The sequence below is a fragment of the Microbacterium lacus genome, from assembly GCF_044794305.1.
In the GTDB taxonomy this organism is placed as follows: Bacteria; Actinomycetota; Actinomycetes; order Actinomycetales; family Microbacteriaceae; genus Microbacterium; species Microbacterium lacus_B.
Genome location: NZ_CP084996.1, coordinates 2,999,458 through 3,024,639, shown reverse-complemented (window position 1 = coordinate 3,024,639; position 25,182 = coordinate 2,999,458). Strand labels below are relative to the sequence as shown.

At 63.6% G+C, this 25,182-nt stretch carries 20 protein-coding genes; 16 read left to right on the top strand and 4 right to left on the bottom strand.

Features of this window, described 5'->3' with window-relative positions; translation table 11 throughout:
- Positions 1–74 precede the first annotated feature (74 nt).
- The gene (locus LG299_RS14255; RefSeq protein WP_404431362.1) at positions 75–1,610 is read right to left on the bottom strand and encodes an HNH endonuclease signature motif containing protein; all 1,536 of its coding nucleotides are present in this window, start codon (positions 1,608–1,610) and stop codon (positions 75–77) included.
- A 193-nt stretch (positions 1,611–1,803) separates the two neighbouring features.
- On the opposite strand from LG299_RS14255, the gene LG299_RS14250 reads away from it, so the two are divergent.
- Complete coding sequence (locus LG299_RS14250; protein ID WP_404431360.1) at positions 1,804–3,903, top strand: hypothetical protein; 2,100 nt, start codon at positions 1,804–1,806, stop codon at positions 3,901–3,903.
- A 172-nt stretch (positions 3,904–4,075) separates the two neighbouring features.
- Here the strand turns inward: LG299_RS14250 and LG299_RS14245 are convergent, their stop codons facing one another.
- Positions 4,076–4,933 carry a DUF2142 domain-containing protein gene (locus LG299_RS14245; RefSeq protein WP_404431358.1) on the bottom strand — a complete coding sequence of 286 codons (858 nt, stop codon included), beginning with the start codon at positions 4,931–4,933 and terminating at the stop codon, positions 4,076–4,078.
- 185 nt (positions 4,934–5,118) lie between these two features.
- On the opposite strand from LG299_RS14245, the gene LG299_RS14240 reads away from it, so the two are divergent.
- The 4 genes from LG299_RS14240 to LG299_RS14225 all read left to right on the top strand — a co-directional run bounded on the left by LG299_RS14240 (position 5,119) and on the right by LG299_RS14225 (position 10,050).
- Positions 5,119–6,372, top strand: a complete 1,254-nt coding sequence (locus LG299_RS14240) for an ATP-binding protein (RefSeq protein ID WP_404431356.1) — start codon at positions 5,119–5,121, stop codon at positions 6,370–6,372.
- A 177-nt stretch (positions 6,373–6,549) separates the two neighbouring features.
- Positions 6,550–6,972: a hypothetical protein gene (locus LG299_RS14235; RefSeq protein ID WP_404431354.1), complete on the top strand. Its 423-nt coding sequence runs from the start codon at positions 6,550–6,552 to the stop codon at positions 6,970–6,972.
- A gap of 84 nt (positions 6,973–7,056) precedes the next feature.
- On the top strand, positions 7,057–8,643 hold the full coding sequence (locus tag LG299_RS14230) for a hypothetical protein (protein WP_404431352.1): 1,587 nt from the start codon (positions 7,057–7,059) through the stop codon (positions 8,641–8,643).
- A 135-nt stretch (positions 8,644–8,778) separates the two neighbouring features.
- A complete protein-coding gene (locus LG299_RS14225) occupies positions 8,779–10,050 on the top strand; it encodes a hypothetical protein (protein ID WP_404431350.1) in 1,272 nt (423 codons plus the stop codon).
- Between the two features lie 61 nt (positions 10,051–10,111).
- Here the strand turns inward: LG299_RS14225 and LG299_RS14220 are convergent, their stop codons facing one another.
- Entirely contained in the window at positions 10,112–10,261 is a 150-nt protein-coding gene (locus tag LG299_RS14220; protein ID WP_404431348.1) for a hypothetical protein, read from the bottom strand.
- Positions 10,262–10,602: 341 nt separating this feature from the next.
- On the opposite strand from LG299_RS14220, the gene LG299_RS14215 reads away from it, so the two are divergent.
- From LG299_RS14215 to LG299_RS14185, 7 genes are all read left to right on the top strand, one after another.
- Positions 10,603–12,021: a sugar transferase gene (locus tag LG299_RS14215; protein WP_404434900.1), complete on the top strand. Its 1,419-nt coding sequence runs from the start codon at positions 10,603–10,605 to the stop codon at positions 12,019–12,021.
- Positions 12,022–12,305: 284 nt separating this feature from the next.
- On the top strand, positions 12,306–12,842 hold the full coding sequence (locus LG299_RS14210) for a WecB/TagA/CpsF family glycosyltransferase (protein WP_404434899.1): 537 nt from the start codon (positions 12,306–12,308) through the stop codon (positions 12,840–12,842).
- A gap of 1,443 nt (positions 12,843–14,285) precedes the next feature.
- Positions 14,286–15,329, top strand: coding sequence for a hypothetical protein (locus LG299_RS14205; protein WP_404431346.1), 1,044 nt, complete (start codon positions 14,286–14,288; stop codon positions 15,327–15,329).
- On the top strand, positions 15,319–16,266 hold the full coding sequence (locus LG299_RS14200; protein WP_404431344.1) for a polysaccharide pyruvyl transferase family protein: 948 nt from the start codon (positions 15,319–15,321) through the stop codon (positions 16,264–16,266). The genes LG299_RS14205 and LG299_RS14200 overlap by 11 nt, the downstream gene beginning before the upstream one ends.
- A complete protein-coding gene (locus LG299_RS14195; protein WP_404431342.1) occupies positions 16,259–16,780 on the top strand; it encodes a serine acetyltransferase in 522 nt (173 codons plus the stop codon). The genes LG299_RS14200 and LG299_RS14195 overlap by 8 nt, the downstream gene beginning before the upstream one ends.
- 115 nt (positions 16,781–16,895) lie before the next feature.
- Entirely contained in the window at positions 16,896–18,065 is a 1,170-nt protein-coding gene (locus LG299_RS14190; protein ID WP_404431340.1) for an O-antigen ligase family protein, read from the top strand.
- Positions 18,066–18,367: 302 nt separating this feature from the next.
- Entirely contained in the window at positions 18,368–19,672 is a 1,305-nt protein-coding gene (locus LG299_RS14185; RefSeq protein ID WP_404431338.1) for a UDP-glucose dehydrogenase family protein, read from the top strand.
- A gap of 10 nt (positions 19,673–19,682) precedes the next feature.
- On the opposite strand, the gene LG299_RS14180 is transcribed toward LG299_RS14185, so the two are convergent.
- The gene (locus LG299_RS14180; RefSeq protein ID WP_404431336.1) at positions 19,683–20,177 is read right to left on the bottom strand and encodes a VanZ family protein; all 495 of its coding nucleotides are present in this window, start codon (positions 20,175–20,177) and stop codon (positions 19,683–19,685) included.
- 105 nt (positions 20,178–20,282) lie between these two features.
- On the opposite strand from LG299_RS14180, the gene LG299_RS14175 reads away from it, so the two are divergent.
- From LG299_RS14175 to LG299_RS14160, 4 genes are all read left to right on the top strand, one after another.
- A complete protein-coding gene (locus LG299_RS14175) occupies positions 20,283–21,248 on the top strand; it encodes a nucleotidyltransferase family protein (RefSeq protein ID WP_404431334.1) in 966 nt (321 codons plus the stop codon).
- 150 nt (positions 21,249–21,398) lie between these two features.
- Positions 21,399–21,872 carry a hypothetical protein gene (locus LG299_RS14170; RefSeq protein WP_404431332.1) on the top strand — a complete coding sequence of 158 codons (474 nt, stop codon included), beginning with the start codon at positions 21,399–21,401 and terminating at the stop codon, positions 21,870–21,872.
- Positions 21,873–21,934: 62 nt separating this feature from the next.
- Positions 21,935–23,335: a polysaccharide biosynthesis tyrosine autokinase gene (locus tag LG299_RS14165; protein WP_404431330.1), complete on the top strand. Its 1,401-nt coding sequence runs from the start codon at positions 21,935–21,937 to the stop codon at positions 23,333–23,335.
- 43 nt (positions 23,336–23,378) lie between these two features.
- Positions 23,379–25,163: a DUF4012 domain-containing protein gene (locus LG299_RS14160; protein ID WP_404431328.1), complete on the top strand. Its 1,785-nt coding sequence runs from the start codon at positions 23,379–23,381 to the stop codon at positions 25,161–25,163.
- The last annotated feature ends 19 nt before the right edge of the window (positions 25,164–25,182 follow it).

Sequence of the window (25,182 nt, the reverse complement as noted above, 5' to 3'; positions counted from 1 at the left end):
TTCGCTGTTGCACCCAGATGCAACGGCGAATGGCTGGCCGCGACGCCAACCCGGAACATCACGTGGTTGAGGTTTTATGACGCGGTCGCAAGACTTTCTTGAGAATTTCTCCATCCGACCCGCGACAGAGCGTCGGGCGGTGTCGGCGGCGGCGGATCCCACGCCCACGCGATCGCCGATTTCGACGCCAGAATCACTGACGAAACAGGCGAGTCGGGCGGCGGCTCAAGGACAAACGCCCCTTTGCCTTCTCGCGTGATCCGGAAGCCTTGGTTGTGCAGCGCCATGTGGTGAAACCGGCAGAGCAGTATTCCGCGGTCGATGTCGGTGCGGCCGTTGTGTTCGCACCAGTGGTCGATGTGGTGTGCTTCGCAGTACGAGGCGGGGACGCGGCATCCGGTCCACATGCATCCGCCGTCGCGTGCGGCCAACGCGATGCGCTGTGAGGTCGAGTAGAGGCGCAGTTCGCGTCCGACGTCGAGCGGGTTGCCGCCGGCGTCGACGGTGATGTCGCGGTAGCCGGTGTTGCAGAGCGCTCGGTCGATCTGCGATCCGGCGATGGCGTTGCCGCCGTCGTCGTAGTGCCCGACGGCGAGCAGTCGGCCGAAGTGGTCGCGGGGTCCGACGAGGTCTTTGACGATGACCATGCGCACGCCGGGTTGGCGCGCTCCGAAGACGGCGGATGCTTCAGCCAGCGCCCCCGCCATGAACATGCCCATCACCAGGTCGTAGGCCAGTTGTTCGTTGGTGCGGGGGTCCGAGGCCAGAGCGGAAGCGGCGGCGACCTCTGCGGAGTCGACGAACCGCGGCCCACCGCGGCGCGGCCGCAGAGCGGATGCCTCCACCGAGGCAACCCACTCCCCGCCTTCGTCGTCGCACACGATCGTGATCCGGCGCACGCCGTCGGCGTCGACCCAGGTGCGGAACGATCGCCCGAGGTACCGCCGCTGGTGCCGCTCCTCTGCCCCGACCGCGTCGAGCGAGTCGCGCATCTGCCGGGCCGCGCGCCCGAGCTCTTCGACAGCCACCTCACCCGCGAGGCGGATCAGCTGCTCGCCCGCGATTCCCCACGCCTCGACAGCTTCAGAGTCGGGCTCCGAGCCACCCACAGGCACAGGAGGTTCGCCGAGCCCGCGTCGGATCGCGTCGTGCTGGGCAGTGGTCAACGTCCCCCTCAACAGCGCATCAGACACAACCGCAAACCAAGACCGCATTGGCTCAGAAGAAGTAAGCGTCGCAGCATCCGCCACCGAAGACTCATCGACGACACCCTGAACCAGCGATTCACCCACGCGCACCGCGCGCACGGCGTCGGCGCGCGTGCCGCCCGAGACCGATTGCACAAGGTCGACGGCCGTCCGGTGCCCCCGCACGGCGGCCGCGCCGGTGTGCCCGAGATCGCGCGTCGAGCGCTCGGCGATCACGCCCGCACCGACCGCGACGAGGCACTGCAGAGCGTTGATGACGCGGGATGCCTCAGCCACCCCCTCAACGACAGCATCAGTGTCGGATGCCCTGAGAACACTGGGCAGATCTGCCACCTCGACGTCGAGCAGAGAGCGCCCGCAGCGCGTCTCGAAGTGCTCGAGGAGGGTGAGCAAAGTTGCCATACTTGATCCTCGCAGAGGCCTCCGACATTCCGACATAGTTACCACGCAGATGTGAACAACTCGCGAAATCCGCTCCCTGTGGAGGAACCGACAACACCGCCAAGAAACAACCCACGCAGCTCAGCCCCTTGACCCCCTTCCCCACCACCGCCACGATGAGCGCAGGGGACAGACATCCAGCAGGGGAGCTGCGATGACGAACGAAGGTATTGCGCCTACCGAGAAGCCCGCGCCGAAGATCGCGGTCGGGCCGGTGATCGTGCTGTTCCTGGGCTTTGCGTTCGCGATCCTCGCCTTTGCCCTCTGGGCGGCCACACCCGTCAGCAGCCCTGAGCCAACCCCGTCACCGACGACCAGCGAGTCCGCCACCCCGACCCCAACCCCGACCCCAACCCCAACCCCGACCCCGACCCCAACCCCGACCCCGACCCCAACCCCAACCCCGACCCCGGGCGCGGGCGAGATCGCTACGTCCGCTGAGACCACACCCACACCCACACCGAGCCCTACTCCCACCGCGACTCCCCACCCGACGAAGGCTTTCGGACTGTCGTGGGATGCGTTCTGGACCGACGGCCTGCTTCCCCTTGCAGGCGTGCTCGCCTTCGCGACGGGCGCCGCCCTTGCCTTCTTCGTGCTCGCGCGGCTCTTGATGGAGCTTCCGGTCATCCGCACGCGACGGTCGTCAGCGTCAGAGCGCAGCATGCTCGCCTGGGCAGGCTGGATCCTTCTGCTGGGATCGCCGCTCGCGATAGCCGCCCTCGGCTCCCAGACCGCGAAGCCCACGACCGAAACCCCCGACGGTCGCGAATTCAACCTGCTCGTCATCCTCTGCCTGATCGGCATGGGTGTCATGGGCGCTCTTGCCGTTGCCCTCTGGCTTGCGGCCCGACTGCGCCTCGACATCACTGTGACCGCTCAGAAAGAGACGGCCCTCGAAGAGCCTGGTGAAGTGCTCGAACGGGCCGACGTCGTCGCGCAGGTGTTCCGGCTTACGACCCCATCCCGCCGGGTCGAGGTGCCGTCGGGGATGGATATCCCCAACCTCACGAAGTCCCTCGGCGAACTCTCGAGCCACCCTGTGATGAAGGGCCTTCAAGCCATCGTGCTCTTTGTGACCGGCACCGTTCCGTGGAAGGTCACGGTGACTCAGCATTCGCCGGCGGAGGCATCCGTTCTCATCTCGCGACATGGCCGCCTTACCGAAGAGAAGCGCGTCTCGATGCTGCGATCGCCGTACGCGTCGGTACCCGTTATTGGAGCAGTCTTCGGCCTCCCGCCCGAAGAGCCCGATTCCCAGGGTGGCATCGCGAGACTCACCCAAGACCTTCCCTCACCGGCGTCGACGGATGCCTCACCGTCCGCTGAGACGACGCCGAAGCCGCGCGACCTGCTCGCGACCGCAATCGCCGCCGAGATTGTGATGGCGTTGCGGTCAAGCGACGCCTACGACTTCGACCGGGCGCTGATGGGGGCGACGGTGCCTTCGAGCCTTGCGCTGCGCGACATGGCGCTGCAGTGGTTCTCACAACCCGTGAAACCCACGAACGAAGAGCCCGACAAGCCCAGCGACGCCCAGGTGGTGCTCGAGAAGGCGACGAGCGTCGATCCCTTCAACCGCGCAGCTCGCTGGGCGCTGGATTGGGTCATCTATCGCGACGCCACAAAGCTCGCCGATATCGAGCCCTACCTCGGTCGCCTGCGCAGGCGACTCAAAGATCGCCACCACGAGCTCGGTGGCTCGTCGGCCTTCGACGACGCGTTCTATTCGACGACGCTGATGACGCTGGCGGCGATGACCCGCAACGCGGCGGCTCTGCAGGATCCCGATCTTCCGCACTACGAAGAGGGCTTGACCAGTGCGCGAAAGCTTCTCGATGACTGGCTGCACGCGGTCGCACCGACCGCCGAGAATCGCGTGCGGCGAGCGCGGGCGAAGATCGACGTGCTGGCGATGGATGCCGCGCTCGGCGCTCCTCGAAAACACAAGGATTTCTCGGGCGACAGCGCCGTCTTCGCCTCCCCCGAGCTCGCGTACTCGTTCGCGTGTTACCTCACCCGCTGGGAGGGCAAACCCTTCAACGACCCCGATGTAGCGCGTTTGCTCGAACGGGGAGTGCAGACCGAGTTTCAGAAGTACTTTGCTCCGAAGGACCCCGAGCTGCGCACCGCGCGCGACGAAGACGGGTTCGCCGCGTGGCACCCGAAGCTCCGCACCGCGAAAGAGCCACCACCCGCTGCGGAAGACATTCCGGATCCTGGCACGACAGCAGAGCCACCCAAAGAGAACTAGCGACACTCCCGCACGACACCTCTTCGGTAGACGTATCGAACCTGGTCGAAGGCTCGAACGTGAAGATCTCGGACCCGATCTCGCGTCGTTCATCAAAGAGATCGCCCCCACGCTCTAGCTGTACTGACCTAGATCGGCGGCTGACAGGGCGGCGGTCGTTCGCGGCGAACGTCTACCCAGAACGTGAGCCCGAGAGCCGCGAGGAAAAGCGCGAACTGCAGGTCAATACCCACACGACGGCGGGCATCGGAGTGTCAAGCCATCCCAGGCCTCGTCCGCCTCCGAGTGCGCCCGTCCACAATTGGGGCACGCCGAGCAGGTTACTGAGGTGTTGTCCGGGGGTGAGCGCAGCACGCGACTGGTCCAAGCCGCTCGAGACGGCGAGCCCCTGTGTCGATCCCAGATAGAACAGTCCTCCGATCAGTACGATCGCGCCGGCTGCGATCGCCGGCACCAGTGTCGCGCGGCGTCTCCTGGAAGCGAGCAGGGCGACGATGATCACCGCGAAGACGGCGAACGCGCCTGCGTCGGCGCGAGCGCCTGCGCCGATGACCGATCCGAACACGGCCATCACCGCAAGAGCGACGCTTCGGCGGCCCGCCGACTGCGTCGCACCGTACAGCGAGACCCACGTGATCGCGGCAGCGACGAACGCCCACGACGACGGGTTCGTCGAGGCGAGCACGAACAGCCCGAGCGGCACCGCTGTGCCGACCACCGAGATGATCAGTGCCGGTCGTAGGCGGCGAGGAAGAAGCCAGAACGTGGCCGTGATCAGGGCTACCGCGAAGGCACTGTTCACCAGACGAATGGAGAGGACGGATGCCGCGACATCGGTGGTCGCAAACACCGACATGGTGGCGTAGAAGATCGGCGGATACAGGCCGTTGGTGTTGAGGCGTTCTATCGCGACCAGCCCGGGGGCAGCGCTCTCCCAGCAGTCGGCCGGCAGATCTGCCACCTCGACGTCGAGCAGAGAGCGCCCGCAGCGCGTCTCGAAGTGCTCGAGGAGGGTGAGCAAAGTTGCCATACTCGATCCTTATAAGGGCCTCCGACATTGCGAGATAGTTTCCATCCGTCGCCCGCAAAGATTGAGTTGCAGAAGGTACACTGGAAACATTGCAGAAGGTACACTGAATACGTTGCAGAAGGCGCGCTAGGGTCAATGCACCACATGCATCGAACGCACCGGACCTCGCAGAAGGGATGAGAACCATGCCCTACCTCACACGCGCCGTAGACGATGTCATCGCTGGCCGCCTCACAGCACTCGGCGGTGTGCTTCTCGAGGGCCCCAGGGCCTGCGGCAAAACCTCTACGGGACTCCATCACGCGGCCAGCTCGTTGCGTCTCGACGCCTCCCCCGAGCTGCTCATTCTTGCCGAGAGCGCCCCTGACCTTTTGCTCGATGGGCCGACGCCGCGACTGATCGACGAATGGCAGCTGGCGCCGAGCCTATGGAACGCCGTCCGCCATGCCATCGACGATCGCTCCGAATCGGGCCAGTTCATTCTCGCTGGCTCGGCACGACCGGCCGACGACATCACGCGCCACTCGGGGGTGGGCCGAATGGGCCGAGTACGAATGCGGACGTTGAGCCTCGCTGAGAGCGATCGATCGTCGCGAGAAGTGTCGCTCGCCGCCCTGATGGCGGGCGTTCCGTCTGTGCAGGGCAGGTCGATGCTGACCTATGCGGATGTTGCGGCCGAGGCTGTCAGGGGCGGTTGGCCCGCTCTGGTGTCGTCCACTGTGCGCGATGCGCAGATCTTCAACAGGGAGTACTGCGAGGAGCTCTACAACAGTGATATTCCGTCGGCCACTGGTGTTCACCGATCACGTCCGCGATTGCGACGCACGCTGGCCGCGCTATCACGAAACATTTCGACTGAAGCAACGCTCGGCACTCTCGCGGCAGACGTCGCCGCAGACGGCAGTTCGGCAGACACACGCACGATTCGTTCCTACCTCGACGCGCTGAGCCAGGTGTTCGCGTTCGACGAGTTGTCGGCCTGGAGCGTTGATCTACGTTCCAGGTCGCGGCTGCGCACACAGTCGACGATTCACTTGGCAGACCCCGCGTTGGCGTGCGCTGCGTTGGGCATCGGCCCGGATCGCCTTGCCCGAGACCCACGGTTCTTCGGGTTCGTCTTCGAATCGATGGTGATCCGCGATGTGCGTGCGCTCGCCACGCGTTTCGACGGACGTGTTTATCGCTACCGCGACAACACCGGTCTCGAGGTCGACGCGATCATCGAATCAACGGACGGGTCGTGGGGTGCGATCGAGGTGAAGCTCGGCCAGAACGGCGTGGACGCCGCCGAGGCTGCGCTACTCAAGCTCCGCGACGAACGCGTAGACACAGATCGCGCCGGTGCGCCGATGTTTCTCGCGGTCGCAACCGCGACCGAGTACGCCTACACCCGGCCGTCGGGAGTGCACGTGGTACCGCTCGCAACACTCGGGCCGTAGCGGCAGCATCCGGCCCAGGGCGATTCACGCACGCCGACCACCCGAGCGATGCCCCCGCGCGCATACGCCCCCCTTGTACCGCCGCCCGCCAGGGTATATACCCACACTCAAGGGATTCGTCGCGACTGGGCCGGCGAACCCGACAGAGCGTCACCAGCGTCGAGCTGAGGAGGCAATGTGCCCGAGCCAGCTACGTGGCGCGATGCTCGCCACACGACGCGTCGTGCGATCACGCACTCGCCGGGCGTACACCTCTTTCGCCAGGCGATCTTGACATCCCTCATTGCCGTCACCTTCGTGAGTTCTTTCGCGGCGATGGTCGAGCTCGACCGCCTCATTGCACAGGCGATCTCAATCGAAGGCAAAAGCTGGACTCTTTCGTCGATCATCGGCATTCAGCCCTGGCTCGGACTCAGCGCTTGGCCGGGGTGGGGCAACACCTCGTTCACAGACCTTGAGACGATCATTCTCTTCCATGTCTTCGCAGACATCGTCTTCATTGCCGCGTACGCCGTGACGGGCCTCTACCTCATCGGCAAATACGTGCCGAGAACACCGCAGCCGAAGACGACGAGTCGCGCAAAGAAGCCGACCCCCTAAGAGCGGGCCCGAAACTGGACGATCGACCTCCGCAAAAAGGAACGGGTTCTCTATCTTTCGCTGGGCGCGCTGGTCGCGTTCGACGTGCTCGAAAACCTGACGATCGTCGTCCTTGCCGGCGACCCGAATCCCGCGCCGGTGATCATGTGGCTGCAGATCGTCTTCACTCTGCTGAAGTGGATCGCATTCATTGCCCTGGCGCTTCGCACGGTCTTCGGTGACACGCTCGGGGCGCCACTGCGAGAGTCGATCCAGACGCTGTGGGCGGGCATCTACGGTCAACGCCTCGGGGTGATCTTGGTGGTGGCGGTGGCCGCGATGACCGTCTTCACCGGGTCAGGCGTCCAAGATCAGCTTCCCGACGTCTATCGGGGTTGGATCCGGTACCCCGCGGTGGGGACGAGCGGAGCATTCCGCATCGACCTCGTACAGGCGGGGTGGGCGACGCTCGTCGGTCTCGTCGTCGCGGTCAATCTCTTCCTCCTCGGCCGGCAGCGCGGACTCCGCTATTACCTCGGCAAGCCCTCCGCGCCACCAAATCTCTCTGCGTGGACGTATGTCGCGCTGGGCATTGCGCTGTTGGCCCTCATCCTCACGTGGATGATCGACGCGGTCAGTTTCGACCCCACCACACTCGTGGTTTTCGTGGCGGTGCTCATTGTCATTCCGGCCAGCTCAAAGGTCTTTCAGGCAGTAGCCCGCAGTCGCACGCCCGAAGGTGCGAAGGTGAAGTTTCCCGACCCATTCATCACGACTGAGTCCGAAAAGAGGGCAGGAATCGTCTTCGACGCGGGTGACTTCGTCGTCGGCGCATGGATCGCCGTCACCTTTCTCGGCCCCTTCGTTGCGCTGATCACTCCGCTCACGCTGAACATTGTCGGCGCGTTTGCCACCACAAGATTCGCGCTCAGCGCTTCTCACTTTGCCGGGTGGGCGATTCTGTTGTGGGTGTTCGCCTGGGTCGCGCCGGCTGTCACCTGGACACTTGTGCGGCGCTACGCACCGATACCTGAAAAGATCAAGCCGTCGACGCTGCCCGAGGGGCAAGACCCCGCCCCCGCCGAGAAGTCAGCACCGGTCGCGCCGGACGCCGCAAAACACAACACGCCCGACGAACCGGGCGACCGGGCGAAGGACGAGGACGGGCACTCCGCCAAGGAGGTGCTGGACGCAGCGAAAGAGATGGTCCACGATGCGACCACCGCGGTCAAGCAATCCATCACTTCGGCGTTCGTGACGGATGCTGAGAGCTACAAAACCTCGTCGGGCGGAAGGACCTTCAGCGGGGCCTTTGCCCTCGTGGGCGTGATCGTCCTCATCCTCTTCGCGCTCTTCCCTTTCACCGCCGCGAAGATCGGGACTGTCGCGGTGTTGCAGGCGCTGCTCGGCGCGTGGGCGGCCGTGCTCGGATGGCTGGGTTTTGCGCCTGGGGATGCGTCAGCCCGCAGAGGTGTTTCAGATGTTGCGGTTGCGCGCCACTCCGGTCATCACTCTCGCGGTCGTTGTGCCGTTGTTGATCACATCGACGCTCGACTCGCCCACGCCGCACGCGGTCGCGTTCACCGAGCCGTCGGCGGGCGTCGCGACGGCACTCGACCGTCCGTCGCTCACCGATGCCTTTGCCGCGTGGGCCGCGGAGGCATGCGAATCGACGATCGAGGTCGATGTTGACGGCGTTGCGACCGACGTTCCGGTGAAAGTGCTGACGCTCGTCGCTGCGCAGGGTGGCGGCATCCGGGCAGCGACCTGGACGGTCGACGTCCTGCGCGAATTGCCTCGTGCCAGCGACTGCGCAGCGAGTCGGTCATGTTGTCGGCGGGGGCAAGTGGCGGCAGCGTCGGCTTGGCCTACATCGCGCGGGCGAGCGGCGATGATCCTCTGCGCGTCTCGATCGGCAAAATATCGGGCCCTGATCCTTTGGCGACGGACGCAATCGGCTTGCTCGCGAACGATCTTGTCGCTGGCATGACGGGGCTCATGATCCCGAGTAATGGCCTTGAGCAGGGGCTGGACCTCGCGTGGCGCGACCGCGCGGCGTTGCACGCCGAAGTGTATGGGGCTGCGGCGAGCACGCCCGATGGCGGTCTCGGGGCGCTCTTTGATGCGGAACCTCACACGCCGACGGGCTACGTGATCTTCAACGCCACCGATGCAGCGACCAACTGCAAGGTGCTCATCAGCCAGGTCGATGTCGCCGAACGCGAGGCACCCGCAAGCGAGAGCGATGTGCAGGTGTGCACCGGGGTGAGCGCCGAATTGTCGAACACGATCGATCTTCTTGATCATCTCGGCGAGAACTGCCCAGCGAGCATGACGTGGGCGACGGCGTCGCTGCTGTCTGCGCGCTTTCCGTTCGTGAGCCCTTCGGCTCGAGTGCAGACCTCTACCGTCCCTGATGACTGCACGCCCAAGGGTGAAATGCAGCTGCTCGATGGAGGCCTGATCGATAACAGCGCGTTGGGGACGGTGAGCGATGTCTTCAGCGAGTTGGCCGTTCTGGTGCGCGAGGCGAATGCCGACCCTGCGGCCACGTCTGTGATCGTTCCGGTCGTCCTCTACGCGGCGAACGAGCCGGGTGCTGATGTCGTGCGTGATCTGTCGAACACTCGACCCGAGGTTCTTGCGCCGGTGGCGGCGATCGGTGGGGCCGAGGCGGTGCATTCCTCACCGTCGGCCTGGTTGACACGACTGTCGACTGTGCTGGACGACGTGTGCGCGGGCGCGAACGCGGCACAGTGCGCCGCGACCCTCGAGACGCTTCGCGACGATGTGCCCGGCAGTCTCGTCGTGGTTTCGCCGTCGACGAATCCGTCGATCACGGTCCCCTTGGGCTGGACACTGTCATCGTTCTCGCGCAGTCGCCTGCGCATCGAGTCTGATGTGCAACGGCGGTGTGGACGCGACCAGTCTGTGGTCAATCATGAATACGACTACACCGACGACGCGCGTGCGCTCAAAGTCGACAATGCCGCATGCAAGTCCAGTGGCGACTACGGCCGCTTCGGCACGTTCTTGAACCTGTTCGACGAGGCTGGCCCAGCTCCATCGCCCTCCCCAACCCCCTCCCCTACCCCGTAGTGGCTGCGGAGCCGCATCGGTGACTTGACCAGAGCAGAGCCAGCCCGCGCCGTCCCCCACCTCACCCCACCCCCTGCACCGCAACAAACACACAGATCCCCAGAATGACGGCCACGCTCACGGCGATGCCCCACACCGGCATGCCGCCATGCTCGACGGCCCACCACGGCGTGACGTTGTTCGTCCTGCGGTACCTCCGACGTGTGCTCATGCGGGTCACGCTAGGGGCCTCATGTTTCGAGATCGCCAACTTTCCGAAACATGGGTGCGAACAACCCCCCCACCCCGTAACGAACCCCACTCTTCACATTCCCGACACATTGACCCGTTACGCTCGTACGTGGGGAGGCCGACAATCGGCAGAGAGGATGGTCAGTGACGTCGCACCTAAAACAGGTCGACGCGACAACGACGTCGCTGAGAGATTCCACTCAACCGAATATCGCAGCCACCGCCTCTGAGGCGGCTCAGGCGCGTGTTCCGGATGCCGCGACCCCGCGATCATCCGCCACCACAGCGAGCCCCAAACAGGCGGCGAACTGGCGCGCGATCATGCAGCGCCGCATTCTGGCCACCGACCTGCTCGTGCTGATCTGGGTCGTCTACGGCACCCAGATCGCATGGTTCGGCCTCGGCGCCGCCGACGTCACGATGCGCGCAGACACGCGCATCACCGACCTGTCGTACTGGAGCTTCTCCGGAGCCCTCGTGCTGCTCTGGATGTGGGCCCTCAGCCTCATCGATTCGCGCAGCGAGCGCGTGATCGGCACCGGGTCGATCGAGTACATCCGCATCGTCGATTCGAGCGTGCGCCTGTTCGGCATCATCGCCATCGGTGCGTTCCTTCTGCGCGTCGACGTCGCCCGCGGCTTCTTGCTCATCAGCCTGCCCGTCGGCGTGCTCATGCTCATCGTCAGCCGGTGGCTGTGGCGGCAGTGGCTGATCTCGCAGCGCCAGCTCGGCAAGTACAGCGCGCGAGTTCTCTTGGTCGGAAGCGAGACCTCCGTCGCCCATCTCGCGAAAGAGCTGCAGCGCACACCGAGCGCCGGCTATGTGGTCGTCGGAGCATGTGTGCCGAACGGGCGCGTGGCCGCCACCATCGAGGGCACCGAGATTCCGATCATGGGCAGCGTCAACGCCGTCGATCGCGCCATCCTTGCCACCAGCGCCGACACCGTCGCCGTGACGAGCACCGACGAGTTACCGCCCGACAAGGTCAAGCAGATCTCGTGGGGCCTCGAGGCCGGCAAGCAGCACCTCATACTGGCCCCGAGCATCGTCGATATTGCGGGCCCCCGCATTCACATGCGTCCCGTCGCCGGACTCCCCCTGATTCACGTCGAGACTCCGCGGTTCAGCCGGGGTCAGCGGGTCACCAAGCGCACGATGGACCTCGTCCTGGTCGGCGTCGGAGTGATCCTCATCAGCCCGATCCTCGCGTTCTTGGCGATCAGCATTCGCCTCTCCAGCGATGGCCCGGTCTTCTTCCGTCAGACTCGCATCGGTTTGCGCGGCAAAGAGTTCTCGATGATCAAGTTCCGCTCGATGGTCACGAATGCCGAAGAGCTTCTGGCTGATCTTGAGAAAGAGCAGCGGGATGCCGGCAACGAAGTGCTCTTCAAGATGAAGAACGACCCCCGCGTGACGCCGATCGGTCGCATCATGCGCAAGTTCAGCCTCGACGAGCTGCCTCAGCTCTTCAACGTTCTCGGCGGCTCGATGTCGCTTGTCGGCCCTCGCCCCCCGCTACCCAAAGAGGTCGCGCTCTATGCCACGCACGTGCACCGGCGTTTTCTCGTCAAGCCCGGCATCACGGGCCTCTGGCAGGTCAGCGGCCGCTCGTCGCTCTCGTGGGAAGACTCCGTCCGCCTAGATCTCTCGTACGTAGAGAACTGGTCTTTGGTGGGGGATGCCGCGATCCTCGCGAAAACCGCCAAAGCCGCCCTAGCACCGGGGGAGACAGCACATTGAAATCGTCGAGCAACACCCAAGCTGACGTCGAAGTTGGAGCTACCAACTCACCCCGCCCCCCAACATGGAAACGCGAGGATATCGACTCGCTACGGGTCTCTGTGACACCCCTTACGGCCTATCAACTCGTCCAAGTAGTTGCCCTAGCGCTTCGCTCGAATGAACCGCTTCTAATCACGGGCCACAATCTACACAGCGTGTACCTCTTTCACTCGGACGAAAGTTTTCGTAGCACCTACACTCGGGCGAACGTGATATTGGCGGACGGCCGTCCGATACTTGCGATGTTGAACCGACAGCGCCGGCGGCAAGGGCAGGGCAGGCTTTCGTCAACGCACAGAGTCGGGTCCACAGACTGGGTGATGCAAGCCATGGAGCTCGGTGAAGTGCGCAAAGTTTGCGTGCTTGGCGGTCGAGCGCAGTCGAATGCCGCTATGGCTGCCCGCGGTCGAGCTGCAGCTCCCGGGACAGAAATTCTCAGTATCCCGGCGGACCCCTGGTCCGACGACGACTTCGATAAAGTATGCGAGCAACTTCGCGATTTTGCTCCAGACCTTTTGCTTATTGGAATGGGTATGCCCCTTCAGGAGCGAGTATCAGACGAATTGGCGGGCCAACTGAGGATCCCCGTCGTCGCTCTAGTTGGCGGAGCAATCGATCAGTTGTCGGGCGTGCAGCGAAATGCGCCGCGCTGGCTTGGTCGTCTTGGTGGTGAATGGCTTTGGAGGCTTGCGACCCAGCCACGTCGTCTCGCCTATCGCTACCTTGTCGAGCCGTTCGCACTTGCGAAGTTGCTTCGAGATAAGCGGGGTGCCGCGTGAACCGTGATACCGAAGGTAGACGTCGAGATCACTATTGGGGCCACGAAGTCGACGAGCTTGTGCGCAGTTCGTTTGAGGCAAGCGCATGATCTCGATGGCCAGGCGCCGAGCTTCGCTGGGTTCAGATGGGCTCTCATCAAGACCCTCCGCTATCGTCCTGAGTTCGGTTCGCTGGGACTTCATGTGGCAACGGCATCAATCACTCGCCCAAGCGTTGATAACACTTGGGTACTCTGTTGATTTCGTCGAGCCGCACCCTCGTGGGCTTGCACACATCGCAGGGTGGGCAGTCTCAAGAGTTTCTCGATCAATCAGAACGAGAGGTGTCGGCGGTGCGGTTCACCAGCCTCGCGGTTGCGTTGCGGTGCACGGATGGGCAAGTCTTGGGTTCTCCGCTCGAGCGTCTGCCCGACGGCTCCTGGCGAGGCATCCGTCGCCCGCGCTTGTAATAGTCCACCTGCCGTCTCGGAGAGTTCGGGCGCTTTCACGGATGCTCGACCCGAGGACTCTGATCTACGATGACGTACTCGACTGGTCGACAGTCCCCTCAAATTGGCACCCACCGCACCGCTGGACAGAGACAGTTCGGGGCCTCCTGTCCGATGGTGCGACAATCTGGACCGACTCTCCGCATGTGAAGGCAGAGTGGGCTCGAAGTGGAGTGGACGCTCATCTGTTGCTTCCTGCCGCGGACGAACCCTTCCTCGATTGGAGTTGGGGCGAAGCACCCCTAGCCACATCCATCGGATATTTCGGCACCGTGCGCTATGACGAAATCGATGTTGAGTACCTGGGGCGCTTATCCGAGCGCCACGCGGTGACGATAGTTGGGGATGTGGATGACGCATCCTCCTCGGTTTTGGCCGGAACTAGCGTGACTGTTTTACCCCGAGTGGCGGTTGCGGATCTGCCGCCAATTCTGTCGGAGTGGTCTGACGTCGTCTTGCCTTATCGCGAGTCTCCGCGTGCACCCACACTGATGCCCGCGAAGATCGTGAACGCGCTCGCCACAAATCGCCGTGTGTGGGTGGGTGGCCTACGGCTTCCGGACCATTTCGCAGCGCAAACGTTAGCGCTACCTCAGCGCGCCGAGAACTTCGACCCGGCCGGATCGATTCAAGGCCGGTCGCGACTCGAGACCTGGCCTGACTCTGTCAGAGCGGCGCTTGGCCCTGCATGCGCAACTTGAGGTTCCGGCGGTCCTGGATTCATCCCTCATCGCTGTTCTACGCGTCCGCTGCCATCACTTTGGTTGGCGGGCTTGCTCGAACAAAGCTGGTCGCCTCGGGTTTGGGCGTAGACGGTACCGGCCTGTTCGGGCAAGCGTCCGTCGCAGTTGCTGCGCTTAGCATCATTGCCTGTTTCGGGCTTTGGGCACCCGCCGCACGGGAGTTCGCGCAGGACACGCGCAGGAAGAACGCACTTGTAGGCACGGCGAGCATTATGACGATCGTCAGTGTCTCCTCCATCTCGACCGCACTTGCCGTGCTGCTTTTCGGATCAGCGGGAAGCGAGTTGATCGGGCTGATACCCCCGTTCACACCACCAGTGATCGCCGTTGCAGCCCTCGCCTCGGGGATCGCAGGCATGGCGAATGTTTGGTGGCGGGCGAACAATCGAGGACTTGAGTGTCTTTTCGTTACCACTGGGACCAATGTCCTAGCTACCGCCGCAGTCGCCGTCGGCGCTCTTCGCAACGACATGAGTTGGGTCGCAGGCTCATTCGTTCTAGGGTTCGCGCTCCCGGCGGCCTATTTTGTGATCGTCAACATCTTGCCGAAACTACGAGGCTTGCTAGCCGCGAGGTCAAGGCTGAATGCAACAATCTCAGCCCTCCTAGTGTCGGGCGCAGTCGGCATAGTTAGTACGGCGGGGCGATCGGTGTCGGACTTGATCGCTCGAGCATCCCTGGTATCCGCGGAGGGCGTTTCAGCCAACGGGCTTGCCCAGCCGTACTACATCTATACAAGCGTCCTGGTCCCGCAAGTGATATCGATAATGATCGCGCTGATCATCACCGCGCATGTTACCGGCTTGAAGGACCCCGAGCGAGAGATCCTGAAGGGCGTCGTTGCCTTGCTTGCCTTCGCCGCCCTGGTAAGTCTCTTCGCCGATCAACTCATCGGCCTCGCGTTCAGCAGTGACTTCGTGGACGGGACACCTCTTCTTGTAGCTGGCTCTTGGGCGGACGTCTCGAAGTGGCTGGTAGTGATTCTCCTGGCCTATCAACTCGCCTTAGGCAAGAACACAGCCGTTCTGTTCGTATCCGTCGCATCTCTCGCGATGCGAACCGGACTTGTTTATGTGCTGATCCCCGCTCTTGGGATGATCGGGATCGCGATCGCGACCGCGATCGAGTCCGCAGGGTGCGCAATATTCTTGATCGTCATGACAAAACTGCGGCGGCGCACGAAGCTCGCCCTCGGTATAGCAGTTGTTGCGTCCCTCCTCGTCGTACTGATTGGTGCATGGTCTTATGGAAACTGAATTGCTCGGGACTTTGGGCCGCACCTACCGTGACGGCCTTCTACAAGCGCTGGAAGGAGTGGACCGTGTGCTTTGGATTGACTTCCCAGACCACGCGAACATTGGCGACTCCGCAATATTCCTTGGCCAGATGGCTGCAACCGCTGACAGAACTTTCGAGAAGTCCGCAGTCCTGCCCATTCGCGCTGCAACCGCTAGGACCCTCGCGCGAGCAGCAGAGAAGGGGTTCGTGCCAGTTCTTGAGGGTGGCGGCTTCTTTGGCGGGATGTACGAGCCAAACGATCACCTTCGCAAGACTGTGGCGAGCGCGTTCAGCCATGGACGCGTAGTTCAAGCGCCGCAATCAGTCGCAGTCACAAACAAGCCGCTCATGGAGGAAGTGGCTATCTCCCTCCGGGAGGTCAAAGACCTTCGGCTTTTCGTACGCGATCAGGCCAGCGTCGAAACACTCCAAGGTTGGGGCCTGGAGCCGATGCTGCTCCCGGACGCCGCGCACTGCCTGGGCGCGCTACCAGCTCCCAGTCCGGTTGAAAGAGTCGTCTTGCTAGCGCGCGAGGACTCGGAATCGCGTGGGACCGCTCTTCCTGACGACATTCGCACAGTCGATTGGCCGAGAGAGCGTCAGACCGCGCGAAGACTTCGCCAAGCCATGGCCGAAGTTGCTGGGCGCACCGGTGTGATCGGTCTACCTTTCGACTACGAGTCGATCGCGCGTCAGCGACTCAACAAAGGACTTCAGATTCTCTCGCGCGGGGAGGTGGTGATTACTGACAGGCTTCACGCGATGATCCTCGGTCTTCACCTAGGTCGACGGGTGATCGCCATCGACAACAGTCTGCAAAAGCTGCGCCGTTATCATCAAACGTGGTTGTCGTCATTGCCCAACGAGTCGCTGACGTTGGTGGATTCGTTCTCGGAGGCGATCGAGCATGTCTAGGAAATCACCGTTCCACGTAGACGTCTTCCAGGACTGGGATGCGAATCGCGGGTACCCCAAATCACAGATCGTCATGCTGAGCTTTCGCGTCGCCAACCGACAGCACCGCCCAGACCGGATGACGGTTCGCTATCGCATCGCGGCGACCCTGTACAAAATCTGGTCGGAATGGTTGCTCGGGATCGAACTACCGCCTTCGACCCGCGTCGGCGCGCGGCTACGTCTACGCCATGGGGTTGGGCTCGTCGTCAACCCTCACACGTTGATCGGTGCGGACGTTATGTTGCGCCACGGTGTAACGCTCGGCAACCGTCACCACGAAAGCGACTGTCCGCGGATCGAGGATGGCGTGGAGATCGGCGCAATGGCGATCGTGATTGGGCCCGTTCGCGTCGGCGCTGGGGCACGCATTGGGGCGGGTGCCATAGTAGTCGACGACATACCCGACGGGATGTCGGTTGTCGGCGCCAAAGGTCGACTGCTGCTACGACAGGAGCAGCCGAATGCGGAGTAAACCATCCATAGGTGAAGCACCGAACTACGGGACGGTGCTTGTCCGGGCAACTTTCGCCTACCCTTTACTCTGGCTAGTGGGGCTGGGAGGGGTTTTCTGGATAGTCCTCGGGGTGATGAGTGTCCCCTTCCTCGTTCGGCAACGGCTGCGCGGCACTCCACTGATCGCCATCGGCGTTGCAACGGGGTTGCTCCTCTCTTCATTGATCGGGATCATCTACTTCGGCGTCGTACCCGAACGCATGGTGGGACTGGCAGCGAACATCATGGTCTGGCTGACGGTCGCTGCGGGTCTGGCTGTCACTCCAACAAAGCGAACGTTTACGCAACTCACTCGGGCCGTTCTTGTCCTATCCGCTGCTCAGGGAGCAATTACCCTAGTGGCGACGCTTCTGCATCCAGCGAGGCTCCCTGTACCTTTGCTTGCTCCGATCGCCGAGAGTCTTCCATCGGGTTTCGCTGCATTCGCCCGCAACTCGCTCGTACTCTTCAGTTGGCTGGACGGCGAGGCAATACGATCGGCAGGCCTAAACGCGCAGCCGACCTGGGCGGGTGCGTTCGCGGCGATTGCGTTGATCATCGCGACGTACGCCGTGGTCACTGAACGCGGGGGATGGCGAGCCCTCGCGTTGGTGAGCGGGTTGGCATCGATCTACTCAATACAGATGTCACTCAGCCGCGCTACGTGGATCGCGCTCGCGGCCGCGCTAGTAGTCATGCTCGTTGTCTCGATGCGATCGCGATTTAGAGTCTGGTATTTCACGTCTGTGACCATGCTCAGCATCCTGGTCACTGCTATCTGGATTACGAGTTCGTCCCGCATACTTGCCGCCGTCCAGGACATCAACTCTCAGAGGGAAGGCTCCGCGACGGCACGTGGAGACATTTACGAGCAGACCTGGAGCTACATCCGTGAGCTTCCCATTCCCATATTCGGGTTTGGGATCAAGCCGGGTGACGAGACACTCGTGGCCAGCGTAGCGACGCACTCCACCTACCTGGGGCTGATCTTCCGCGGCGGGTTCATCACGCTGGTGATGTTCATCCTTCTTCTTGCGTGCCTGCTTGTCCTCTCATTGCGAGCAAGTGCACCGCAAGCGGCAGCGATCGTGGTTTTCGTTGGACTTTGGTGCATCTTCGAAGACATTGACCCCGGTCACCTTGTACCACTTGGCATCATCTGGGCATTGTGGTTCGCTCGCACAAAACAGAAGAGCGCGCCAGAATTTGCCACACGAATACCCCCACAATCGCGCGAGCGGACTGCATCCTCTTCGCGGCACTGAACCGCACCAATGAGGCGATCGGAGGACAACACCCTGCACATTGTCTGTGTTCGACGGTCTGAGCTGTGGGCAGTTTTGCCGCGAGCGTCCCCGAAGCTGGCGGCACGGTCGCGGTTGCGATGTCCGTGGATGCTCGGATTGGCGCTAACTGTTTGCACCTGAACGTAAACGGTGCAACTAGCTGGAAGTCCCCGAGCGCGATCTGCAGTCCGCTAGTATCCCCTTCTGCGATCAACAGGTACCGACACAGTAATCTCGTGGATCACGATGTACTACAACCAGGTGCGCAGATCAGGAGAGTCATGAAGATTTCAGTGATCGGATGCGGATATCTCGGAGCCGTCCACGCCGCCGCGATGGCCTCAATCGGCCATGATGTCGTCGGTATCGACGTCGATGAGCGCAAGATCGCCTCGCTCGCAACGGGCGAAGCGCCGTTCTTCGAGCCCGGCCTGACCGAAATCCTGAGCGAAGGCATCGCTTCAAGGCGCCTGCGGTTCACCACCGACATGGCAGAAGCGCAAGGCGCGGCTGTGCACTTCGTGGGAGTCGGTACTCCGCAACAGAAAGATGGCTACGCCGCCGACCTCACTTACGTGAACGCGGCGATCGACGGGCTGCTGCCGTTCCTTTCGCCCGGCGACATCGTGGCGGGCAAGTCGACGGTGCCCGTGGGAACGGCGGCCGACCTCGCCCCGCGTGTCGCGGCGACGGGTGCCACGCTCGTGTGGAACCCCGAGTTCTTGCGCGAAGGCTTTGCGGTGCAAGACACTGTTGACCCCGACCGACTCGTGGTCGGAGTGCCCGAAGGCGACGATCGCTCCGCTGACATCCTCCGTGAGGTCTACCACCCGGCCGTCGCCAAGCGCACGCCGTTCATTGTCACCGACTACGCCACAGCCGAACTGGTCAAGGTCGCCGCGAACGCGTTCCTCGCAACCAAGATTTCCTTCATCAATGCGATGGCAGAGATCGCCGAAGTTACCGGAGCGGACGTCACGCAGCTCGCCGACGCCATCGGCCATGACGCCCGCATTGGCCGGCGATTTCTCGGAGCTGGCATCGGCTTCGGAGGCGGGTGCCTACCCAAAGACATCCGCGCGTTCGCCGCGCGCGCCGAAGAACTCGGCCGAGGCGAGTCGGTCAACTTCCTCCGCGAGGTCGACGCGATCAACATGCGTCGGCGCGACCGCGCCGCGCAGCTCGTGGTTGAGGCACTCGGCGGCTCGGTGTTCAAGAAGAACATCACCGTGCTCGGCGCCGCCTTCAAGCCGCACAGCGACGACATCCGCGACTCCCCCGCGCTCGACGTGGCGGTGAAGCTGCACGGCCTCGGCGCGTGGGTCACCGTGACCGACCCCGAGGCTCTCAAGAACGCCGCACGCGTGCACCCGCAGCTCACCTACGTCGACGACCGTGACGAAGCCCTTCGCGGTGCGGACGCGGTGCTGGTTGTCACCGAGTGGGACGAGTACAGGCGCGAGCTTGCACCTGAGCATGCGGCGTCGCTCGTGAACGGAACGATTGTGATTGATGGTCGCAACTGCCTCGACGCCGCCGCCTGGCGTACCGCCGGGTGGACTTACTACGGGATGGGGCGCCCATAGGCGCGGTTCGCTACTGCCGGCGTCGACGCCACCACTCGATCCCCGCGACGATCAGCAGACCGATGCAGGCTCCGGCGAGGTTGGCGAGGATATCCATGACACTCGGCGTGCGCCGCTCGAGCATGAGCGCCTGCATGGACTCGATCGAAACGGTCGCCACGAGCGCGATCGGCATGATCAGGTAGCGGCGCGTCAGGAGGAGCGCGAGCAGCGCGCCGAGCGGGACGAAGAGGAGGATGTTCGCGCCGAACTCGATGCGCGCATAGGTGAGGAACGGAAAGACCCTCGTGATTCCGCGCAGCAATGGACCAGCCCCACCGTCGACGGGCATGGGCCAGATCGCGATTAGGGCGAGCGCACTCGCATAGATCGTCAGCACGAGGCGCGCGACTCGCATCGTCTGCCCCGAGGTGTGGCCGGTTGCGGTGTGGGCCGATGCCCGAGCCGCCACCCCGTGCGCGGGAAGCGGCGGCTTCGGCGGAATGAAGACTTTGCGCTCGTCCATCTGGCCTCCCCTGTAGGGCGCCGCGACGGTGCCTGCGCAGTGTAGGGCGAGCCTACCCGACCGTCCGATGCGGACTGTTTCACGTGGGTGCGGTTGACTGGGACAATGACCAGCGCACCGCTCGGCACGTCTCTCCCCGAGGCGTTGTCGCTCGGTGATGCCATCGATCTCGGTGCGGCGTGGGTGACGAAAGTCGCTGCGGATCGAGGCATCCGCATTCTGATCATCAAAGGTGCGGGTCTAGCACATCACGGCCTCAGGGCCCCGCGCATCTCTGCCGACGTTGACGTACTGGTCGACCCCGCGCGATTCGACGACTTCTGCGAGCTACTGATCGACGAAGCCTGGCGCATCCGACCAATCACCGCTGTCGGTGCGGAGTGGAGTGGGCACTCCGTCACCTTCATCCGCGACGACTGGCCCTGCGATATCGACGCGCACCGGTACTTTCCGGGGTTTCTTGCTGGTGCGCAGACGGCCTTCGACGCGCTGTGGCGTGACCGCACGACGATGCTGCTTGCGAATAGATCTGTCCAGATTCCTGACCGGAACGGCAGCATTCTCGTCGCCGCGCTCCACCACCTGCGCGATGGTGCGTCGCGATCGACGATCGGCGGCGAACTCGACCAACTCGTGAGCGTCGAGATGACACCCGACGAACTCGGCTCGCTTGCAGCGTTGGCCGTCGAAACGGGTGCACTCGGCCCTGTGGCGCACGTTCTCGAGCAACTGGGCCTGGAGCCTGCCGCAATTCCGCAGATCGAGGACTCGCCGGCGCTGCGTGCATGGAACTCGCGCATCGCGGCGGACGCCAGTGGCCCGTACTTCTGGCTGCTTCTGCTGCGCAACACTCCCGCACGCCATCGGCCCAGCCTGATCGCTCGAGCGATCTGGCCCTCGCGCGCGGACATCGAGATCAACAACCCTGGGACACCTGACTCGAGGTCAGCTCGCGCGAAGGTACGGCTCACGCGAATCCCGAAAGGGCTGCGATCACTACCACGTGCAATTCGGGCTTTGCGAGCAAGCCCCCCCGACCATGATTCGATGACGAAGGTTTCAGATAGGTAAACCATTCGCGCTCAGTTCGCGGCCTACACACACGCTCTGCTACGTTCGAGATGCGACGGCGCGATCTGCACCGTCGTTTTTCGCGCACCATGCTCCGCCTCCGCATCACCCGGATGTGGAATCACCTATGAGCCTCCTGGGGGAACTCACATGTCCGAAGCAACGCGCCACAACTTTGCACCCGAGGGATCGGGTTCGGCAGGCCTCAGCCGCCGTCAGGTCGTCAAGGCCGGAGTCTGGGCAGCGCCCGTCGTCGCGCTTGCCGCTGCTGCGCCGGCCGCAGCCTCATCCAGTGGACGGATCGTAGTGACGTCGATTTCTGCAGGCTCCGATACAACATCACCGTGGACGGTCGTGGTGCGTGTGCAGTCGAACGAAGCCGCGAGCGGAACGCTCACCTTGACACACTCTGGAGGCAACCTCACGATCAGCCCCGAACAGGGCGCAATCTCACTCCCCAGCGCGGGCGTTCAGGACCTTACCTTTACCGTGACGAAGAACGGCAACCAGGCGCGTGTACTCACGGTTACGCCCGTCGTGTCTTCGATTCCTGTTGCGAACAGAGTCGCACTGGCAGTGAGCGTCAATGGCGGCTCCACCATCAACGCGACCCAGTCGTTCTGATTTCGTCAGACCTCCGCTGGTCGTCCTCCGCCGCGCTGTCGGCCAGAGCGAACTAGAGCTATATGGAACTTCGTGACTACCTGCGCATTTTGCGGTCGCACTGGCTAGGCATCGTTCTGTTGACCCTCCTTGGAGTCACAGCAGCATGGGGGTGGAGCGCGCTTCAGCCTCGGGTCTACACAGCCTCAACGAGCGCGATCATCAACGCAGCCGGCGAGGGCGGTGACGCGGGTTCACGTCTCATCGGCAACCAACTCGCGGCGAGCGTCGTAAAGTCGTACATCGACATCGGCCAGTGGCGCTCGGTCGCGGAGTTCGTGGCTGACGACCTCGACCTCGAGGCCTCGCCCGAGGCGCTCGTAAGTCGTGTGGACGTAACCAACCCGCTCGACACGGTCATCATCCGCGTCTCAGCCGAAGGCTCCAGCCCCGAAGAGGCACGCGACCTCGCCGAGTCGTGGGTTCGCGGGATGATCAGCGAAATCGAGAACATAGAAGGCACCGGAGCTGATGCCGCAGTCACCGTCGTTCCCGGCGACTCGGCCCGCCTACCCACCGCGCCGTCGTCGCCGAATACCCGCCTGAACCTCGCGCTCGGTGCGCTCATCGGCCTCGCGCTCGGCATCGGCTACGCGGTGTTGCGGCACGTACTCGACCAGCGGGTCCGCAGTCCGCGCGACATCGAACGCGAAACGGGGGTGTCGGTCATCGGCACGCTGCCCGCGTCCAAAGAGCTCGAGAACGAGCGCAAGGTGCTCAGGTTCTCGGGACGCACCGACGCAGCGAGCCCAATCGCCGAGGCCACTCGTGAACTGCGCACCAACCTGCGCTTCGTCGACATCGACAACCCACCTCGCGCGATCGTGGTCACCAGCCCCATCCCCGGTGATGGTAAGTCGACTATCGCGGCGAACCTCGCGGTCAGCATCGCCGCGTCGGGAGAAAACGTCGTGCTCATCGACGCCGACCTGCGGCGCCCGATGATCTCGTCGCTGTTCGACCTGCCCGAAGGCGCCGGCCTCACCGATGTGCTCACCGAGCGCGCCGAGATCGCCGACGTCGCGCACGTCATCGCCGGGACGCCAAACCTCGTCATCATCGGCGCCGGGCGCACTCCCCCGAACCCCAGCGAAGTGCTCGGGTCGAAGAAGATGCACGAACTCATTGAGGGCCTCACCAAGCACGCGTTCGTCGTCATCGACTCTCCGCCGCTGATTCCGGTCACCGACGCCGCCGTGCTTGCCACCAACGCCGACGGCGCGATCGTCGTCGTCTCGGCTGGCAGAACGACCTACGACATGATGCACAAGGCCCTCGCGAACCTCGAGAGAGCCCGCGCCCGCCCCCTCGGCGTCGTGCTGAACAAGGTGCCTCGCAAGGGCGCCGACGCGAGCTACTACGGCTACCAGTACCAGGGCGAGTACTCTGCCCGAGAGGCACCCGCCAAGGCGGCGAAGAACTGAGCACGCCACATCGGTCTCTCCGCGGCAACGTAAAGTTGCTGCGGTGACTGAGCACGCACTGCCCCGCCCCCTGCGCATCGCAGGGGGAGTCGTGATCATCGCCCTCAGTGTCATGTTGATTGCTGTCATCGGCGCACTCGCCTGGGTCGGCGGGCGCGGAATCGTCGCCGCCGACAACCTGCGCAGTGCGCAGGGCATGGCGAGCGACGTGGTCGAACAGATCGGCGACCCCGCCGCAGCATCCGAAACCATCGCCCAGATCTCTGAGCGCACGGCCACCGCGCACGAACTCACGAGCGACCCGGTGTGGCGCGCTGTCGAGACACTCCCCTGGCTCGGCCCGCAGCTCTCGGCTGTGTCGACCATGGCCGCTGCTGCAGACGAGATCGCTGGAGATGGTCTCAATCCGTTGGTCGAAGTCGCTGCGACGATCAACGCCGATGCACTGCGCCCAACTGGCGGAGCCATCGCGCTCGAGCCGTTTGTCGCTGTGCAAGACGCCGCGGCTGATGCCGCAGCATCCATCGGCGGCGCTGTCGACGCTGTCGATCGCATCGACGAGACCGCGCTGCTCGCTCCCCTGCGCGACGTGGTCGGCGAAGCCCAAGAGGTGCTGACCGGCGTCGGCGACGGAACCGACGCGCTCGCCCGCGCGGCGGTGCTGATTCCCGCGATGCTCGGGGCCGACGGACCGCGCAACTACCTCGTGCTCTTTCAGAACAACGCCGAATGGCGCTCGCTCGGAGGAATCCCAGGCGCGATGGTCTTGCTCAACACCAACGGCGGCGCGATGCAGATCGTCGCGCAAGATGCCGCGAACGACTTCGCTCGGCTGGATGAGCCGGTGTTCCCGCTTGACCCCGAAGTGCAGGCGATCTACGGCGGTCGGCCTGGCATGTATATGCAGAACGTGACGCAGGTACCCGAGTTCTCGACAACGGGCCCGCTCGCGAGCGCGATGTGGGCGAAGAAGCATGGGCTCGAAGTAGACGGTGTACTCGCCATCGATCCGGTTGCTCTCTCGTACCTGCTGCGTGCGACCGGGCCGATCACGCTGCCGTCCGGCGACGTGCTGACCAGCGACAACGCTGTGCAATTGCTCCTCAACGACGTCTACTTCCGGTTCGCCGACACCGCCGATCAAGATCAGTTCTTCGCGAGTGCCGCGCAAGCCGTGTTCGCGGCGCTCACGAGCGGGAGCGCGAACCCTGCGGCGCTGCTCGAAGCCCTTGCTCAAGCGGGCAACGAACGTCGGGTTTTCGTGTGGAGCGCGCGCGACGAAGACCAGGACGTGCTGGCCGACACCACCATTGCCGGCCCGCTTCCGCCAACCGACGACATCGTCTCGACCTTTGGTGTCTTCCTCAACGACGGCACCGGCTCGAAGATGGACTTCTACCAGAGCGTCGACACCGTCGTCGGGTGGCGCACCTGCGAACCCACGCGCGGCGCGCAGGCCACCGGCACGGCGATCCTCTCCGTTTCGCTCCGCAATAACGCCCCGCTCGATGTCTCGACGCTGCCGGAATACGTCACGGCGAACGGATGGTTCGGTGTCACACCCGGGAGCGCCAGCACCGTCGTCTACGTTTACCTGCCCGAAGGGGCAGAGCTTGCAGAAGCCACTCTCAGCACGGGCGACGGGTTCGGCGGAGGCATCCATCAACAAAGACAAGTGCTCACCTACGAAGTGGTGCTCGCCCCCGGAGAATCAGCCACTGCCGAGTTTGCTGTGCATTTTGATCAACCAACGGGTGAAAACTTGGTGGTATGGCAGACACCGACAGTTAACGGGAACGTAACGACGCCGATTGGCGCTTGCCTGTGAATTCACCGTATAGTCGAAA

Excerpts from the sequence above, each read along its gene's own strand:
- LG299_RS14175 (WP_404431334.1), top strand. The coding sequence starts at position 20,283 with ATGACCAGCGCACCGCTCGGCACGTCTCTCCCCGAGGCGTTGTCGCTC.
- LG299_RS14250 (WP_404431360.1), top strand. The coding sequence starts at position 1,804 with ATGACGAACGAAGGTATTGCGCCTACCGAGAAGCCCGCGCCGAAGATC.
- LG299_RS14170 (WP_404431332.1), top strand. The coding sequence starts at position 21,399 with ATGTCCGAAGCAACGCGCCACAACTTTGCACCCGAGGGATCGGGTTCG.
- LG299_RS14215 (WP_404434900.1), top strand. The coding sequence starts at position 10,603 with ATGCAGCGCCGCATTCTGGCCACCGACCTGCTCGTGCTGATCTGGGTC.
- LG299_RS14245 (WP_404431358.1), bottom strand. The coding sequence starts at position 4,933 with ATGGCAACTTTGCTCACCCTCCTCGAGCACTTCGAGACGCGCTGCGGG.
- LG299_RS14225 (WP_404431350.1), top strand. The coding sequence starts at position 8,779 with ATGTTGTCGGCGGGGGCAAGTGGCGGCAGCGTCGGCTTGGCCTACATC.
- LG299_RS14210 (WP_404434899.1), top strand. The coding sequence starts at position 12,306 with ATGTTGAACCGACAGCGCCGGCGGCAAGGGCAGGGCAGGCTTTCGTCA.
- LG299_RS14255 (WP_404431362.1), bottom strand. The coding sequence starts at position 1,610 with ATGGCAACTTTGCTCACCCTCCTCGAGCACTTCGAGACGCGCTGCGGG.
- LG299_RS14240 (WP_404431356.1), top strand. The coding sequence starts at position 5,119 with ATGCCCTACCTCACACGCGCCGTAGACGATGTCATCGCTGGCCGCCTC.
- LG299_RS14205 (WP_404431346.1), top strand. The coding sequence starts at position 14,286 with ATGACGATCGTCAGTGTCTCCTCCATCTCGACCGCACTTGCCGTGCTG.
- LG299_RS14220 (WP_404431348.1), bottom strand. The coding sequence starts at position 10,261 with ATGAGCACACGTCGGAGGTACCGCAGGACGAACAACGTCACGCCGTGG.
- LG299_RS14185 (WP_404431338.1), top strand. The coding sequence starts at position 18,368 with ATGAAGATTTCAGTGATCGGATGCGGATATCTCGGAGCCGTCCACGCC.
- LG299_RS14165 (WP_404431330.1), top strand. The coding sequence starts at position 21,935 with ATGGAACTTCGTGACTACCTGCGCATTTTGCGGTCGCACTGGCTAGGC.
- LG299_RS14195 (WP_404431342.1), top strand. The coding sequence starts at position 16,259 with ATGTCTAGGAAATCACCGTTCCACGTAGACGTCTTCCAGGACTGGGAT.
- LG299_RS14180 (WP_404431336.1), bottom strand. The coding sequence starts at position 20,177 with ATGGACGAGCGCAAAGTCTTCATTCCGCCGAAGCCGCCGCTTCCCGCG.
- LG299_RS14200 (WP_404431344.1), top strand. The coding sequence starts at position 15,319 with ATGGAAACTGAATTGCTCGGGACTTTGGGCCGCACCTACCGTGACGGC.
- LG299_RS14190 (WP_404431340.1), top strand. The coding sequence starts at position 16,896 with ATGAGTGTCCCCTTCCTCGTTCGGCAACGGCTGCGCGGCACTCCACTG.